Here is a 16,388-nt window from a genome sequence, read left to right on the forward strand (position 1 = left end):
TATAAAGCTAAAAGCATTCACCTATGGGAGGTGGGTGCTTTTTTCATGTAACTACGCACGCATATACTGGATTCTTGTGTATTGTGAATAGGCCAGAGCACCCGTAAAGTAGGGGGAGTTGATGAGCGATTTTGCATGAGTGAAAGGAGTAATTGAAGATGAAACATTCGGCTATGTACACAAGGAAAAAACTTTGGGTGTTAAACGGGCCACTCCTGATGATGTTCGTTCCCGTTCTATTGTATTTTATTATTTTCAAGTATGTGCCGATTGGCGGCTTAGTTATTGCTTTCAAAAGCTATAACTTCACAGATGGAATATGGGGAAGTCCTTGGGCGGGCTTGGACAATTTCAAGCTGCTGTATAGCAATCCTAATATGTTCAGCATTATTAGAAACACGTTGACGATTAGTCTATTAAGCACGTTTATTGGTTTTCCGTTTCCGATTCTGCTAGCTATTCTGCTGAACGAAGTGCGTAAGTCATTTTTCAAAAAAGCCGTTCAGACGCTGGTGTATTTCCCCCACTTTCTAAATTGGGTCATTATTGGATCCTTTGTTGTCCTTATTTTTGCCCAAGAACATGGGATTATGGCTTCTATTTCTAAAGGAATAACGGGGGAAAGTTTTCCTTTCCTGTATGAAAAAAGTTCCTGGCTAGCTATCTTCTTGGGATCTGGGATATGGAAAGAAGCGGGCTTCTCAGCCATTATTTACTTGGCAGCTTTGAACTCCATCGACCCTAGTTTGTACGAAGCGGCAAGCATGGATGGTGCGAATAAGTTGAAGCAAATGTGGAATGTCACGCTGCCGGGTATAGCACCGGTCATCGCATTAATGCTGATTTTATCTATGGATCGCGTTATGAATGTTGGTTTTGAACAAATTTATGTCCTTGGCAATCCGGTCGTATCCGACCTTGCAAATGTGATTAGCGTATGGAGCTACAATGTTGGTCTTCGAAACGCTCAATTCAGTTTGTCGACTGCACTTGGTTTATTTGAGTCCTTGGTTGGATTAACGCTAGTTCTTATTGCGAATGGGATTGCACGTAGGTTTGGTCAGAGTATGTGGTAAAAAGAGTAGAATACCTGTGGTCAGACATCGTGGTAAGTAATCCTTTTATTCTTCAAATATGTCCCAGAATGAGCAAATTAGATACAGGAAATCCATCTATTTCGCCTGAGATATTACTTCAACTAGAGGATCTACGCCTCCCAGAACCAAGCGCCCATCCTACTATCTCAGCTCTAACAGAATGGCAACGTCAATCGTATGATGAACAGAAATAGAGGTTATAAAAGGCAAGGGGGAACGGTCTGGCCCTCTTTTCTTTTCATAATAGAAGTGTTAGAAAGGAGGATCTGAAGACGTTCTACGTTGCACCGAGGCAAGTGTACACTTACTTACAAACTAATGGATGAGGTGAATGAAAGAATGAAGGTTAGAACGAAATTAGGGTTGAAAAGTATGTTCATGTCCTTGGCTCTGATGGTTGCTGCTCCTTTCTCGGTTTTGGCATTTGATTATGGCGATTTACCTAGCACGATTTTCCCATCAGCTGGGTATACGAATACCGTATGGGGAGATCCAGGTGGATGGACGACGCTCAACGTAACTTCGTATAGCGTTCCTGTCAACAATCCAAGTGTAGATGCTTCTGTCGCAGTTCAGAATATGATTAACAGCACTTCAGGTCGTCGGATCTTGTATTTCCCAGATGGCGCTTATTATTTTAAAACCCCGCTCAGTATCACAACAGGCAATATCATTATTCGCGGAAATGGGTTGACGAACACAACGTTCTTGATCGGTGATTCAGCGAATGTGAATACGGAGCTCCGTTTTGATGGAAGCCTCACGGGGAGTCCAGTACCTGTCACAGGCTCACCTGCTCCTGGCAGTCAGACCATAACTGTGGATGACGCCAGCACGCTGAATGTGAATGATAACATTCTGCTTTATCTCTCCGGGGGCAAGCTTGCATGGAGTTTCTACACGGAATCTCAAATTTTTACAATCACTGGAAAAACAGGGAATACCCTGACGCTGGGTAAGTCGATTGGGCTAGATTATCCAGCTGCTAAACAGCCGATGGTCCAAAAGCTCAATTTGCTGCCGAATATCGGCGTGGAGAAGGTTAAACTCGTGCGTACGGTTCAGCCAACGATCGAGAATATCAATAATCTCTCTTTAAATCGGACAGTGAACAGCTACGTGAAAGACATTGAATCTGTGCTCAGCGGTCGGGGACATATTTCCATAGATAACAGCAAGGATGTCGTGGTAGAACGGAATTATGTTCATGACGCTTTTATCAAAAATGTTGGTGGCTACGCGTATGGGATCGTAAATAATGGTTCCACAAGCGTTCGGATTACGGATAATAAAACGTGGGATCTGCGACATCATATCCTGCTTCAGTTGGGAGCCAACCACTCCGTTGTTAGCTATAATTCGTTAGAATCACCCTATACCGATTATAACGATTTGGCGTTTCATTCAAATTATGCCTATATGAACTTGATTGAAGGTAACAGCTTCAGAGAAGGATATGCGGATAATTCCAAATCAGGTGATCCTGTTATGACAGCTACGGGTCCTCGCAATACATGGTTTCGGAATAAAGCTACTGGCAAAATTGGAACGGATAATACGTCTACGGTTAATCAAAATATGATTGGCAATTATATCGGCAGTATGTCTACTTCGGGGTCTGGTCACTATCTGGGCGCTAATAAATTAACGAGTGGTACGATTAATTGGGGATCCCTCAGTGCTGTCTCAAACATCCCAGCATCCTTATATCTGACAGCTCAGCCATCATTCTTAAGCGGGAAGCCATGGCCATTATACGGTCCTAATGTAGGAACGGATTGGGGAGCTAGCAACACGAATCCAGCCAAAGATAGAGCGATTCCTGTAAGCGGTAACACGATAGTCGATGATTTGAACGATTGGAGCAAAACATACAGCCACACGGCTAACCTTGGTTTTGATATGTTGAATACGGCTAAATTCGAAAGCGATACTTCCCGTGCGAAGCGAACAACCAAGACGAATGAAGAGATCGTGTGGAATCAAGCGGGAATGAAATCCTTTAGCGCGGTTACGTTCTTCTGGCCATCCGAAGGCGTATCGGCTTTCACACTTTATACGTCACCAGATGGTTCGACGTGGACGGTGGCGTCACCTGCGATATCAGGTGGATCAGGGGATTGGAAGAAGTATACGTATACGCTAACAGGCATGGTAGGTGTGAATTACGTGAAGATGCGATGGAACAATACAGCAGGTTCCGTGTGGAATCCGCAAATTAGTAAAGTAACGATGACGACGTATTAATGTTGCCCGTGATGTGTTGAAAGGCAAGCATCGACTCCACAAACAAAGGAGCTAAGCGATCAATCCGCTTAGCTCCTTTTCAGCATAATAAATGGATTTCATGTAGCTAAATTAGAGGAAATGGCCGACTTTATAGGAATAAATGGATTATATACAGGTAATCTCAGCCATTCTCGGCATTTTGGTCAGAAATTGCTGAATTAGCTGTAGAATTTACAGTTATTCAAGTAATTGAACGAAAATGTTCTGAAATAACTGGAGTTTTTCCAGTTAGCTGATTCTGAAGGAATTTAGCACTTATTAGGAGGAATACGAGATAGAGGGTGAGGAATGCAGAGAAAGGCAGTGAATGTAGAGAAAGACAGGGAAAGGCATAGAAAGGAAGCGAAAGAGAAAGGGAAAGGGAAAGGGAAAGAAAAAGAAAAAGAAAGGGCGGCCCCTCACCATGTAGTGAAGGACTGCCCTTCTTCTATTAGCCAAGTACGACGCGGTCATCGGCTAGCTTATTACCGCTGATGTGCTCAAACTCACCGAGCAGCTGCGCTACCGTGAGATTCTTCTTGCGTTCCTCGTTCACATCAAGAATGATGCGACCTTTATCCATCATGATTAGCCGATTGCCGAGACGGATCGCTTGCTCCATATTGTGCGTGACCATGAGTGTGGTCAGCTTCATTTCGCGCACGATTTCCTCGGTCAATCGTGTGATGAGTTCAGCCCGCGCGGGATCGAGCGCGGCAGTGTGCTCATCCAGCAGCAGAATCTGCGGCTGGGTGAACGTCGCCATCAGCAAGCTGAGGGCTTGACGCTCGCCGCCGGAGAGCAGACCGACTTTCGCGCGCAGACGGCTTTCCAGGCCGATGCCGAGGCGCTGCAGCTGTTCAAGGAACAGCGCGCGCTTCCGCGCATTGGTGCCGAAACTGAGCCCGCGCTTCTTGCCGCGGGCATAAGCCATGGCGAGATTCTCCTCGATGGTCATTCGAGGAGCGGTCCCCGCCATGGGGTCTTGAAAGACGCGGCCGATCCAGCGGCTGCGTTCGTATTCCGGCAGATGGTGAATGACTTCACCATCGATTAGTACTTCTCCGGCGTCTGGCGTCATGACGCCGGAGATGATGTTCATCAGCGTCGATTTGCCTGCGCCATTACTGCCGATGACCGTGACGAAGTCACCGGGCTTCAGGGTTAGGTTAATGCCGATAAGCGCAATTTTCTCATCGGCGGAACCAGGATTAAAGAGCTTGGAAACGTTCGAGAGCTGCAGCATTAACGCTCACCTCCTTTGTTCATTTGCAGCGCGAGCTCGAGGAGCTCGGCAGAGCGCTTCTTCGCATTCGCTTTTTGTTTTACCGCTCGCTGCACAGAGGGCAGAACGAGCGCGATAATGACGATAATCGCGGTAATTAACTTCAAGTCGGACGCTTTCAGCCACTCGACTCGAAGTGCTAACGCGACAACAATCCGGTACACGATGGAACCGAGTACAGCAGCAAGTGTCGCTTGGAAAACGGAGCGAGCCCCAAAAATCGCTTCCCCAATAATAACAGAAGCTAGTCCGACTACAATCATTCCGATTCCCATGGAGATGTCGGCAAAGCCGGATTGCTGAGCAATGAGTGCACCGGATAAAGCGACTAACCCATTTGATAAGCTCAGGCCAAGAATCGTTGTTCGATCCGTATTGGCACCGAAGCTGCGAATCATTCGTGCGTTGTCACCTGTTGCACGGAGGGCAAGACCCAGATCGGTATGCAGGAACGGCATCAAGTAACAATTTGAATACAATCACAATAATCAGTACAACGGTAATTGGCGACATGGAAGTGAACAACGTATCTACACCAAGAAGTGAAATGTTCGGCTTGCCCATGCTGCGCATATTAATTGAATACAGGGCAATCGAGAATCCCGGACAGAAGCCCATTAATTTTTCCCTTCGTATGAAGCAGTCCTGTACAAGCGCCAGCAATAAGTCCACCAGCAAAAGCGGCTAAACAAACAAGAATCGGTGAGTAGCCATTTGCGATTAGAATTGCAGCAATGGCTCCGCCTGTTGTAAAACTCCCGTCTACGGTTAGATCGGGGAAATCAAGAATACGAAACGTAATATAAACACCTAGCGCCATCAACGCATAGAGCAGGCCTAGCTCGACGGCACCAATCATTGAATCCATCATCCTTATTCCTCCTTACTTTGAAAAAAAAGAGATGAACGAAAGTGACGTTCACCCCTTTAGTGTCTTTCAATCTTACTGAATAATATTTTTCTCTTTATCTTTTACTGCGGCTTTCATAGCATCCGTTACTTCGATGCCCTGTGCTTTAGCTGCTTTTAGGTTTAGGATGAGATCCATTTTGTCAGGTACGGTAACTTTCATGTCTGCAGGTTTCTTCCCATTTTTGAGAATATCGACAGCCATTTGGCCTACTTGGTAGCCATGATCGTAGTATTTGAAGCCAACGGTTGCGAAAGCTCCTTTTTCAACGGTATCACGGTCACTGGAGAAGAACGGGATTTTCTTGTCGTTCGCGATTTGAATGATACCATCCACACCACTAACGACTGTGTTATCAAGCGTAATCAAGAATGCGTCTACACGGCCAACTAGGGATTGTGCAGCTTGTTTTACTTCTGATGTGTTGGTAACAGGTGCTTTAATTAACTTGATGCCATGCTTACTCAAAGATTGTTCAGCATTTTTGGCCATAATGACAGCGTTGGGTTCTCCTTCATTCAGGACAAGACCAACTGTCTTAATCTTCGGCATGTTAGCTGCTACGAAATCCATTAATTGGGCGATGGCCATTGGATTCGTATCGGAAGCACCTGAGACATTGCCGCCTGGCTTATCCACATTGGTTACGATTTTGGCTGCAAGAGGGTCCGTAACAGCTGCGAAAAGAATCGGAGCTTTCTTCACTTGTTGTACAACTGCCTGTGCCGAAGGTGTTGCAATACCAAGTACAAGATCGTTGTCGGCAGAAGCTATTTTTTGAGCGATGGATAAGTTATTGGGTTGATCACCTTGGGCGTTATTGAAATCAACTTTCAAGTTCGTGCCTTCTACGATGCCTGCATCCTTAAGTGCTGCTAGGAAACCCTGACGTGTGGCATCCAAGGATGGATGTTCCACAATTTGCGAAATCGCGATTTTGTACGTTTTGGATGCGGCTGCTGTAGCTGCCGGCGTAGTTGAGGCAGAGATCGGAGGGTTTCCGTCAATTGTTTTATCCGTAATTGTGATTTTTCTGTGAAAATTTGGCGGGAAATGGAAGAAGTACATTTGGGGAGAGATATGTTGGTAAAGAAGAGAGCAACCTTAGAGGTCATTTGAGATGACTAGGGTTGCCCTTGAATGTAGTGAAGTCTGCGACTTCTATTGGAGAAAGGTTCTTTCAAATTCAGCTTGAAGTCTCTGGGTAATTGGACCAGGTGTACCCGTACCGATGACTTGTCCATCGATTAGTAGAATTGATGTAATCTCAACTGTCGTCCCAGTTATGAAAACTTCATCCGCTTGCAAAAGCTGCTCGGTCGTAAAGGGTTCTTCTTTAACTTGTACTTGTAAAGCATGCGCTAATCTAAGTACCACTGCACGCGTAATACCATGCAGAATCAGGTGATTCGCAGGATGGGTGTAGAGCAAATGATCTTTGACCATCATCAGATTCGATGCGCTGCATTCGGTGACTGTTCCTTCTCGATGCAAGATGACTTCTTGTACGCCATGATCTAGCGCAGCTTGTTTTGCAAGTACATTAGGAAGCAAGTTCAAGGTTTTGAGATCACAACGTAGCCAGCGAATATCGGGTTGAGTGATGGCTTTTATACCATTTTGAATTGTAGATAACGGACGTTTCACTTCAGAACAGTAGGCCAGTAAAATCGGCTCTGCCTGTGCCGGGAAAGGATGCGCGCGAGGGGCCTCTCCGCGAGTGATTTGCAAATAAACCGTACCTTCGATGAGGTTGTTATGATGTATAAGCTTGTTGATAATGTCGATGATTTCTTCATTGTTGTAAGGTAATTGCAGACGTACCTCGCTTGCTGTGCGTTCGAGCCGCTGCATATGTGCTTCGCCTTCATAAATCTGCCCATTGTATACGCGAAACACTTCGTAAATCCCATCTCCGAAATAATAACCGCGATCATCAGGTGAAATCTGAATGTCTTTTTTATGAATGAATTCGTTTTTATAAAAATACATGTGGGTGCGCTCCTTTGTATGAAAATATTTATGGAACATATGTTCTAAAATATATCCTGATGTGGTATCCTACTTATAGGTTAACAAAGGAAGAGAGACGCGTCAAAGCTAGTAAATTCGTGACTAGAGTGAATTTGGTTCTTTTGCCAATGGTACATCCATATCTTGTGTAGTATAATGATTTAGCACTACCATATATTGAGATTTATTGGCTATCGACTCTTGTAGTGATTATCTTAATTGCAGCTGAATTTGCACTTTATTGGGAGGCTTATGTTCATGGGGAATGTGTATGAGAGTAAGAAGCTAACGGGATTGAGTGAGAAAATATTTCTGGATCGCTATGCACTTAAGAATGCGGACACGAGTCATGCGAAGGTAGGGGATACCGTCCTCGTATTGACCAAAGATGATCCCAAATTCCCAGCCAAAGAGGTTGGTGAAATTATTAGTCGTGAAGGAAATACCGTGAAGGTTCGAACGCGCAGTGGAGAAACCGTTGAATCTGCAGTAGAGAAACTTACGTTAAATATGGAAAAAACACCGGAAGAAATGTGGGATCGTTTAGCAGGAGCAATGGCTTCGGTTGAGAAGACAGCGGAGAAACGTCAGGAATGGACGGAAAAATTCAGATATATTCTAAACGATTGGAAGCTTGTACCCGGGGGCCGTATTGCAGCAGGAGCGGATGCGAGCGATGAATTAACTTTGTTCAATTGCTATGTCATTCCTTCGCCGAAGGATAGCCGTGGCGGGATTATGAATACCTTGACCGAAATGACGGAAATAATGTCACGCGGTGGTGGTGTTGGGATTAATCTGTCATCGCTTCGTCCGAGACGTTCTGTAGTGAAAGGTGTTAATGGTTCTTCCAGTGGCGCAGTCTCTTGGGGCGGATTATTTAGCTATACGACAGGCTTAATCGAGCAAGGAGGAAGCCGTCGCGGTGCGCTAATGCTGATGATAAACGATTGGCATCCGGATTTGGAGGATTTCATTACGGTTAAATCTACAATGGGGCAGATTACGAACGCGAACTTATCTGTATGTGTAAGTAATGGTTTTATGAAAGCTGTTAAGGAGGATCTAGAGTGGGAACTGGTGTTCCCGGATACGACAGATCCAGAGTACAATGAGTTGTGGGACGGTAATTTAGACGCGTGGAAGAAATTAGGCAAGGCTGTTAAGCCTTATCGCACGGTTCGCGCGCGTGATGTTTGGCATTCGATCATTGAGTCGGCTTGGAAATCGGCTGAACCGGGTGTAGTGTTCTTGGAATATTACAATCAGATGTCCAACAGCTGGTACTTTAATCCAATCATTTGTACGAATCCATGTGGAGAACAGGGGCTTCCTGCTTGGGGTGTTTGTAATTTATCAGCGATCAATCTGTCGAAGTTCTATGATGCTGAGAAGCATGATGTTGATTGGGAAGAGCTTGGTACCGTCGTGCGTTATTCAACGCGTTTTCTTGATAATGTCATTGACAAAACACCGTATCATTTTGAAGAAAATCGGGTGAATCAGCAAAATGAACGTAGGGTAGGTCTAGGTACGATGGGCTTGGCGGAGCTTATGATTCTTTTGAAAATACGGTACGGCAGCCCGGAATCACTCAAGTTCTTGGACAAGATTTATGGGTTCATGGCGAGAGAAGCGTATCTGGCTTCATCTGAGATCGCAGGCGAGAAGGGATCCTTCCAAGCTTTTATCGAAGATAAATTCATGGAAAGCGGCTTTATGCGCAAAATGACAGAGGTATATCCTGAGGTTGGTGAGGCCATTCATCAGAATGGTATGCGTAACGTGACGGTCATTACCCAAGCACCAACAGGAAGTACGGGGACAATGGTTGGCACATCAACTGGGATTGAGCCTTACTTCGCATTTGAGTACTATCGTCAAAGTCGCCTAGGCTTTGATAAGCAGTATGTGCCGATTGCGCAGAATTGGAAAGACGCGAATCCAGATCAGGAACTGCCTGATTACTTCGTCACCTCGATGAGCTTGTCCGCTGAGGATCATATCCGCGCACAAGCAGCGATTCAGACGTGGGTAGATAGCTCGATTTCGAAGACGGCTAATTGCCCTGCTGATTTTACTGTTGAAGAAACCAAACGACTTTATGAATTGGCATATGATTTGGGTTGTAAAGGCGTGACAATCTACCGCGATGGCAGTCGTGATGTTCAGGTATTGAGCACCAGCTCGGATAAGAAAGAAGAAGTGAAAGTGGAGGCACAGCCGGAAGTAGCTCCAGTAGCTGTCGCGGCAGAGGCAGTTGTGGATGAGGAAAGCTTATCGCGTCTGTCTGGAAAGCTTGCGGTTAATGTGGATGCGAAGACGGAGCAGGTCTTCGATAAGCAATACAAGCGTCGTCCGCAAATTTTACGTGGCGCGACTTATAAAGTGAATACCCCATTCGGGATGGCGTATATCACGATTAACGATATGAACGGAACGCCAAGCGAGATTTTCCTTAACGTAGGGAAAGCAGGGTCTGACGTGTTCGCGATGTCCGAGGCACTCGGCCGTGTATGCTCCTTGTTCTTGCGTTATGGCGATCACGGTGACAAAGTGAAGCTGCTCGTGAAGCACTTGAAAGGCATTGGCGGCTCTGGCGCCATTGGATTCGGCAACAACCGCGTCGAGTCGATCGCAGATGCGGTTGCTAAAGCGCTCGAGCAGCACGACGAAGTGATGAGCGAGCCTGACGACGCGCGGAACTACGTGACCGCCACGAGTGAGGTGCTTGAGGCAGCGCCGATTGCGGCTGCCCAGAACGGGCACATAGCTCCGAGCGCGACGAATGTCGCGGCGATGGACCTGTGCACGTCGTGCGGTTCCGCTTCGCTGGTGAACAGCGAAGGGTGTAAGAATTGTGTCAACTGCGGGTATAGCAGATGTAATTGATGAAAAATCCAGGGCGGGGCCCTGGATTTTTTATAATATTTTTTTTATTTCATAATTAACTGTAAATATGTTTCGAAAATTGTTGTAGTTTTTGTTTCAAACAATGCGTCATACAATGAAATGCATAAATATACAGTGTAGATCATTTAATTAATGAGGAGGCTTTTGTTCTTCACAATGTTTAAACAAAAAGTTATCAGAACTATTAGATGTATAAATAAGCACAAAGTAAGCCGATTCTTATTATCATCAGACGTAGTTAATGCTTTTAGTATTTTTAAAAATAAAAGGAAGTAGATAACAATTGAAAAAAATATTAAATAGAAAAGCAATACTCGAATATGATGAAAGTCTTAAAGGCATCATTTCATTGGGTTAGTGAAAATAAAAAACTAGGCGAAGTAATGTGGATTTACGATATAGTTAAACTGAAATCATACAAAAAGCCAACTGAAATTCATTACCAAGAAGCGGATCTTTCACTATTGTCAGATCTATTAAGTTTGGAAGTTGAGACACTATTATCGTTAACATTTATACCTGACTTACAAATGTGCGATCCAATTGTTCGAAATACAATAATTCATTATGGTATCGGAACTTATAAAACTAAAGTTTGTCAGCTTTGTATAGAAGAAGGTTGGATAAGGAAAATGTGGCACATTAATTTACTTGCAACTTGTCCTAATCACTGTATTAGACATATTGAAGTGTGTCCAAGTTGTAACAAAGACATTTCTCCATATTCAAATAAATTCAATGTTTGTAAATGTGGTTTTAATTATCAAAACAGTCCCCCAAATTAAGAGTGCCGAACAGGAGATTGAGTTCAGTAGATTAATTCATCAAAAATTATTTGTTTAAAGTCCGTTTAAAGTTGCAAGAAACAATCCTCTCTATTTGTTAGAGTTCAATCAGATAAATAAATCAAATCTAAGGAATCAACGGAATGAAATTGTTCTTAGAACATACCAAATCTTCAGTAATTTTCCAAGTGGTTTTCATGAATTCTTGGATGAATTAGCTCTTATATCTAAATCTTCTAAAAATAAGAGCTATAATGGCATACATCAACTTTTTGGGAATTTTCACTCGGCGGTGATAGATAAATTTCTATCACCAGAATACCGTTTTTTATTGATAAATTAATTAATGAGCCTCAAAGAATGACGAATGGAAAGCTGAAAATGAAATTAGTTGATAATCAGAGCGTCACATTAAGAAGATTTTTATTTCCTGAAAAATATAATAACCAGAACTTATCCAAGAAAAAAGAGTGCAAAATCAATGTCTTGTACGTGATGAAGTCTGTGAGATACTAGGTATTGGTGAAGATAAAGTGACGGCTTTGATAAAATCTAATTTAGTAAGTATTGTTAGAGGTCCAGATATCAATGGCAACAATAAATGGGTAATTGAAGAAAACAGTGTAAATGATTTACTATATAAATTCAGTGGAAAATCGAGAATTCTTGATGAAAATGATGAAAGCTTTTAGTTGAACTTCCTTCAAGCGCAAGGCAAAAAGATATTGCTTCGAAAATTTTGGGGGATCTGTTCTTCGATAAAGGGACGGAGAAAACAAAGAGAGTTAGAATAGTTGACTACATTGAAAGCAAGGGCGTTGAACTACTCATTTTAGATGAATTTAATCATCTCCTTGATAGCGATACAAAATGTGTACTTCAAAAAGTTGCTGATTGGATAAAGGGATTAGCAAATACGATAAAAAATCCAATTATCTTATCTGGTGTTCCCGATGCTGAGAAAATATTCAAAGTTAATATTTAATTGGATACTTTTGAAGGAATCCATCTCTCTGCTAGACCACACACTGTAAATCCATTTAATAATGCTACTTTTAATTTCAAAGTAGCTATTGCAGAAGAGAAGAAGAAACAGGACGATGAGGTTAGTTGAATTTGGAATTTATTGAGAAATGGATGCTGGAAGGGAAGAGTCTACTTTCGGCTACTCCATTTATACATTAGAATAAGTCAACTTCGAAGAGACTGCCAAAGATTTGGAAGATTTGATCTCAATTGTCACAATAGGACTGATCAAAGTGATTGAAAATTTCTCACTGAATAAGGGCACGAATCTGTCGACTTTTGCAGCGCGTTGTATTGAGAATGAGATTCTGATGCATCTGCGTTCCTCGTAGAAATCACGCAAAGAAGTATCACTGCATGATGATCCCATCGGAACGGATAAAGAAGGGAACGAGATTACACTCATCAACATCCTCGGCAGCTAGGCGGACAATGTGGTAGATGCTGTGCAGATGAGCATCGAGAAGTCAAAAATTTATCGAAATTTGGAAATTTTCGAGGAAGCAGCGAGAACCACTGGTGCTACAAGCGCTGGAAGCGGTTGATTTACTGGATCGCTGGCGTCGGAGCTGTCAGGTGGGTAGCAGCAACGTGTGGCAAATGCACGGACGTTGGCTGCGACCGCCGATTATTTTGGCGGATGAGCCAACGGGAGCACTGGATTCGAAGACGGGCGCGGAAATAATGGATATTATCAGAAGGTTGAATGAGCAAAGACTGACGATTATTGTGATTACCAATGATCAGCAGGTTACGGAGAAGGCGAAATAGGTGGTACATTTTCGGGATGGGCAGTTGTAAGAGAGTGCTTGGTTAAAGGGGCAGGCCAAATTGAAAATTTTTATGCCCCTAATAACGTTTAACTTCTCTATCAGATATTCGGTAGGAGGTCTTTAACAATGTTTTAATTTCATGATAAATATTGTTTTACTTATTTCAAGCACTAGAGGCCTTCTGATGTTAGGTTCTACGGTTAGGGGAAATATCCACGATCGACTGCATGTTCGACCAATACGGCTACTAATGCTCTAAAGCTTGGCAAGGGAGTTAAGGAACTAGCATTCTGAATGGAGTTCTCGCAGCTATAAAGGTACGGTGAAGATCTAACTCCGTCGCCTTCCAATAGTGGAATGGCTAATTGAACGGCTTCCGTACTGATGTTGTTGCCTACTTTGATGACCCATCTTTCAAACTCTTTCTGCGGTAATAAGTCAATAGCATATCCTAGTTCTCTCAGCGCTTCAATAAATGCATCATAATGTACTTGAACCGGATTGCAAATGTGGTAGATTTCACCGAATGTCCGCTGCTTCATTAAGGAAACCATAAAGCTGCTTGCAAAGTCTATGGGGGAGATATCCATATATGCGTCTACGATGGGCGCTTTACCTAGAAGCAAGAATGCCTTGATCATCCGATAGAAATAGTTTTCATGTATATTTTTTTGAAAGCGGCCGGTCACACTGTGGCATGACAAATTGCCTGCTCGATATATCGAACATGGCAGTCCTGCCATAATGGCTTCAACGACAGATTTTTCTGCTAAAAGCTTACTGTTTGTATATACATTTTCCAATTCTACGTTATAAAAATCCTGAGAATTTTGCGATACCGATTCCCAATTTCCGGATGATGCCATATCTTCCGGTATTCCTATTGTAGAAATGAAGTGGAAGGGGACAGTCGGCCTATCGTATACCAATTTCAGCAGGTTTTGAGTGCCTATCACATTGGTTGCATGAAAATCATCTATACTGCCAAAATGTCTAACATCCGCACCAGCATGAATAATTGAAGTGATTTTAGTAGAAACAAACTTACGGTCCTCGGCGCCCAAGCCTAAGTCAGCATTCGCCAAATCACCCTCGAGTACGAAAATTCTATTGGTATACTTGGCAAAAAAAGTTTGCCCCCAATAGGAGTCCAAGGTTTCCCATACCCGTGCAATCCCGTTATGACCCAATTTGGGGCGAACCAGCAGGTGGAGGTTGGCATCAGTGGTTGTCAACAGCTCATATATCAAATGTGAACCCAAATATCCAGTTGCCCCGGTTAGAAAAATGTCCAAACCTAAACCATCTTGTCCCTTAATATGCACTTTTGGAAGTATTGGCAGCTCCCTCAGTGTCCTGTACTCAGCGAAAGTCGGTTCTTCAACTTCGTCAGTATTACTGGATAAAGTAGACATATATGCAGCCAAATCTTTCACGGTTGGATGTTCATACAAATCATTCATCCGCAAGTTGAGGTAATCATATTTTAAACTTGATAAAACCGCCATAACACCTAGAGAGTCTCCACCAATCTCGAAGAAACTTTCGTTGCGACCGACTTGCGCAAGTCCTAGAGTTTTAGCCCAAACCGATGCAATGTCATGCTCTAATTCACTAGTGGGCTCTTCATATGGTGTATTCGTCTCTGCAAGATTGATGTTATCCATGGTGAGTAGCTTTTTCCTGTCTACTTTGCCTGTTGGCGATAGTGGTATTTCCTGTAGGCAATAAAAAAAGCTAGGAATCATATAATAGGGGACGTATGATTTTAAATGCTCACGCAGCTCAGTGCTGGATATAAGCGACTTGGTAGAGTAAAAACAAGAAAGATGCTTTACCGTATTGTTCTCTTGGACAGCGACTACGGCTGCATCGAGAACGGAAGGGTGCTTGGACAAAGAGTTCTCAATTTCGCCAATTTCAATACGGAAGCCACGTAGTTTTAATTGCCCGTCTTTACGGTATTGAAATTCGAGATTGCCATCTGATAGCACTTTGACGATATCACCCGATTTATAAACCTTGGAGTTAGGAGCGCTGCTGAACGGGTTAGGAATGAAAACTTCGTTCGTTTTGTCAGGGAGATTCAAATATCCTTTGGCGAGGGCAAAGGTTTCAATGAAAAGCTCTCCTTCTTCGCCGACTTCCGCAAGCGTCCCATCAGCTTTAACTACATAAATCTTGTAATTGCCGATAGGGGATCCGATAGGGACCGTTATCGATTTACTGTTCCAATAGTCAGTTATCTGGAAGGTCGTTGTAACTACCGTGCACTCTGTTGGTCCATAAGCGTTGAAAATGACGGTATCCATGCCAAACTTGTCTTGGAACTTACGTACATGGTCGGAGAGCAGTGCTTCCCCGCCTACAGTAATGTTTCTTACAGTCTGCCACATAGATTTGGGGTTAGAAATTGTTGTTTCAGATAGCCGATTAAAAACAGATGTGGGAATACAACCAATGATAGTAATTTTTTTTCTTTCAAGAAGTGACGAAAAAAGATCGGGCATCAATTGCTCTTCCTTAGTTAAAATAGCAAGCGTTGCACCGTTGAGCAAGCAGTTGAACGTATCTAAAATGGAGGCGTCAAAACTAAATGTAGAAAACTGAGTGAGCACGTCTGCGCTTGAAATCTCCAATTTGTTGGTAAACGTATTCGAAAGATTCACAACACCTCTGTGAGCAATCAGCGTACCTTTGGGATTGCCGGTGGAGCCGGATGTGTAAATCACATAAGCCAAATCGTCCGGTGTGATGTTCGCATCCTCGAAGCTGGTTTCGCCGTTCGAAAAACAGGTTTCTATTGAAATCGGGGTATCGACACCTAAGGCAAGACATAACTCTGAAGCGGTTTCAAAGTGGCTCTTCTTGATGATCAATTGTTTGCAACTAGCGTTTTGTACAATATACCGATTGCGTTCAATAGGATGCTCCGGGTCAATAGGGACATAAATACCGCCCATACGCAATACCCCAAGAATGGAAATAACGGTTTCGGGGCTGCGTTCCATATAAATACCAACAAAATCGCCTTTACGGCAGCCCTCATTGGTCAATGCGTTAGCAACTTGAGAGCTTTTTGTGAACAAATCGGCGTAAAGAATTTCAATGTCACCATGAGAGATTGCTGCTTTATTTGCATACATCGTTGCTACGCGCCGAAAGATGGAAGATATCGTTTCCGTTTCTGGATAGGCTTCGTCCGTATGGTTGATTTCACTGTAGATGGACGGTTTTTTTTTGACGAGATTCAGCATGGTCTCTCTCCTCTATACATGAGATATCTTATTAGAACGGATTACAGGGCGACAACCGCCT

10 protein-coding genes and 3 pseudogenes are annotated in these 16,388 nt (G+C 43.4%); 8 read left to right on the forward strand and 5 right to left on the reverse strand.

Annotated features, from left to right (window positions below; all coding sequences use genetic code 11):
- Positions 1-158 precede the first annotated feature (158 nt).
- Together HQN88_RS13620 and HQN88_RS13625 are read left to right on the forward strand one after the other, a co-directional pair.
- Positions 159-1,076, forward strand: coding sequence for an ABC transporter permease (locus HQN88_RS13620; RefSeq protein ID WP_246320235.1), 918 nt, complete (start codon positions 159-161; stop codon positions 1,074-1,076).
- A gap of 360 nt (positions 1,077-1,436) precedes the next feature.
- Positions 1,437-3,344 (forward strand): right-handed parallel beta-helix repeat-containing protein, encoded by a 1,908-nt coding sequence (locus tag HQN88_RS13625; RefSeq protein WP_173112505.1) that lies wholly within the window; start codon positions 1,437-1,439, stop codon positions 3,342-3,344.
- Positions 3,345-3,816: 472 nt separating this feature from the next.
- Here HQN88_RS13625 and HQN88_RS13630 read toward each other — a convergent pair whose 3' ends face one another.
- The 4 genes and pseudogenes from HQN88_RS13630 to dat form a co-directional block, all read right to left on the reverse strand.
- Positions 3,817-4,611 (reverse strand): ABC transporter ATP-binding protein, encoded by a 795-nt coding sequence (locus HQN88_RS13630; protein ID WP_173112508.1) that lies wholly within the window; start codon positions 4,609-4,611, stop codon positions 3,817-3,819.
- Positions 4,611-5,521: pseudogene (locus HQN88_RS13635) on the reverse strand (ABC transporter permease). Before HQN88_RS13635 ends, HQN88_RS13630 begins: the two are co-directional and overlap by 1 nt.
- Before the next feature lie 72 nt (positions 5,522-5,593).
- On the reverse strand, positions 5,594-6,628 hold the full coding sequence (locus HQN88_RS13640) for an ABC transporter substrate-binding protein (protein ID WP_173112510.1): 1,035 nt from the start codon (positions 6,626-6,628) through the stop codon (positions 5,594-5,596).
- A gap of 93 nt (positions 6,629-6,721) precedes the next feature.
- The gene (dat, locus tag HQN88_RS13645; protein ID WP_173112513.1) at positions 6,722-7,552 is read right to left on the reverse strand and encodes a D-amino-acid transaminase; all 831 of its coding nucleotides are present in this window, start codon (positions 7,550-7,552) and stop codon (positions 6,722-6,724) included.
- 279 nt (positions 7,553-7,831) lie between these two features.
- Between dat and HQN88_RS13650 the strand changes: the two genes are divergently transcribed.
- From HQN88_RS13650 to HQN88_RS13675, 6 genes and pseudogenes are all read left to right on the forward strand, one after another.
- Positions 7,832-10,465, forward strand: a complete 2,634-nt coding sequence (locus HQN88_RS13650; protein WP_173112516.1) for an adenosylcobalamin-dependent ribonucleoside-diphosphate reductase — start codon at positions 7,832-7,834, stop codon at positions 10,463-10,465.
- A gap of 341 nt (positions 10,466-10,806) precedes the next feature.
- Complete coding sequence (locus HQN88_RS13655) at positions 10,807-11,271, forward strand: hypothetical protein (RefSeq protein ID WP_173112519.1); 465 nt, start codon at positions 10,807-10,809, stop codon at positions 11,269-11,271.
- A gap of 470 nt (positions 11,272-11,741) precedes the next feature.
- On the forward strand, positions 11,742-11,963 hold the full coding sequence (locus HQN88_RS13660; protein ID WP_173112522.1) for a MerR family transcriptional regulator: 222 nt from the start codon (positions 11,742-11,744) through the stop codon (positions 11,961-11,963).
- Positions 11,964-12,010: 47 nt separating this feature from the next.
- Entirely contained in the window at positions 12,011-12,256 is a 246-nt protein-coding gene (locus HQN88_RS38630) for a TniB family NTP-binding protein (protein WP_420794173.1), read from the forward strand.
- 211 nt (positions 12,257-12,467) lie between these two features.
- A pseudogene (locus tag HQN88_RS13670) lies at positions 12,468-12,800 on the forward strand (sigma factor); the annotation flags it as partial.
- Positions 12,801-12,860: 60 nt separating this feature from the next.
- Positions 12,861-13,068, forward strand: a pseudogene (locus HQN88_RS13675) (ATP-binding cassette domain-containing protein); the annotation flags it as partial.
- Between the two features lie 202 nt (positions 13,069-13,270).
- Here HQN88_RS13675 and HQN88_RS13680 read toward each other — a convergent pair.
- A complete protein-coding gene (locus tag HQN88_RS13680; RefSeq protein ID WP_274319396.1) occupies positions 13,271-16,327 on the reverse strand; it encodes an amino acid adenylation domain-containing protein in 3,057 nt (1,018 codons plus the stop codon).
- Positions 16,328-16,388 lie beyond the last annotated feature (61 nt).

Origin of the sequence: Paenibacillus qinlingensis (assembly GCF_013204845.1) — a bacterium.
Lineage (GTDB): Bacteria > Bacillota > Bacilli > Paenibacillales > NBRC-103111 > Paenibacillus_E > Paenibacillus_E qinlingensis.

Excerpts from the sequence above, each read along its gene's own strand:
- HQN88_RS13655 (WP_173112519.1), top strand. The coding sequence starts at position 10,807 with ATGATGAAAGTCTTAAAGGCATCATTTCATTGGGTTAGTGAAAATAAA.
- HQN88_RS13650 (WP_173112516.1), top strand. The coding sequence starts at position 7,832 with ATGGGGAATGTGTATGAGAGTAAGAAGCTAACGGGATTGAGTGAGAAA.
- HQN88_RS13640 (WP_173112510.1), bottom strand. The coding sequence starts at position 6,628 with ATGTACTTCTTCCATTTCCCGCCAAATTTTCACAGAAAAATCACAATT.
- HQN88_RS13625 (WP_173112505.1), top strand. The coding sequence starts at position 1,437 with ATGAAGGTTAGAACGAAATTAGGGTTGAAAAGTATGTTCATGTCCTTG.
- HQN88_RS13620 (WP_246320235.1), top strand. The coding sequence starts at position 159 with ATGAAACATTCGGCTATGTACACAAGGAAAAAACTTTGGGTGTTAAAC.
- dat (WP_173112513.1), bottom strand. The coding sequence starts at position 7,552 with ATGTATTTTTATAAAAACGAATTCATTCATAAAAAAGACATTCAGATT.
- HQN88_RS13680 (WP_274319396.1), bottom strand. The coding sequence starts at position 16,327 with ATGCTGAATCTCGTCAAAAAAAAACCGTCCATCTACAGTGAAATCAAC.
- HQN88_RS13630 (WP_173112508.1), bottom strand. The coding sequence starts at position 4,611 with ATGCTGCAGCTCTCGAACGTTTCCAAGCTCTTTAATCCTGGTTCCGCC.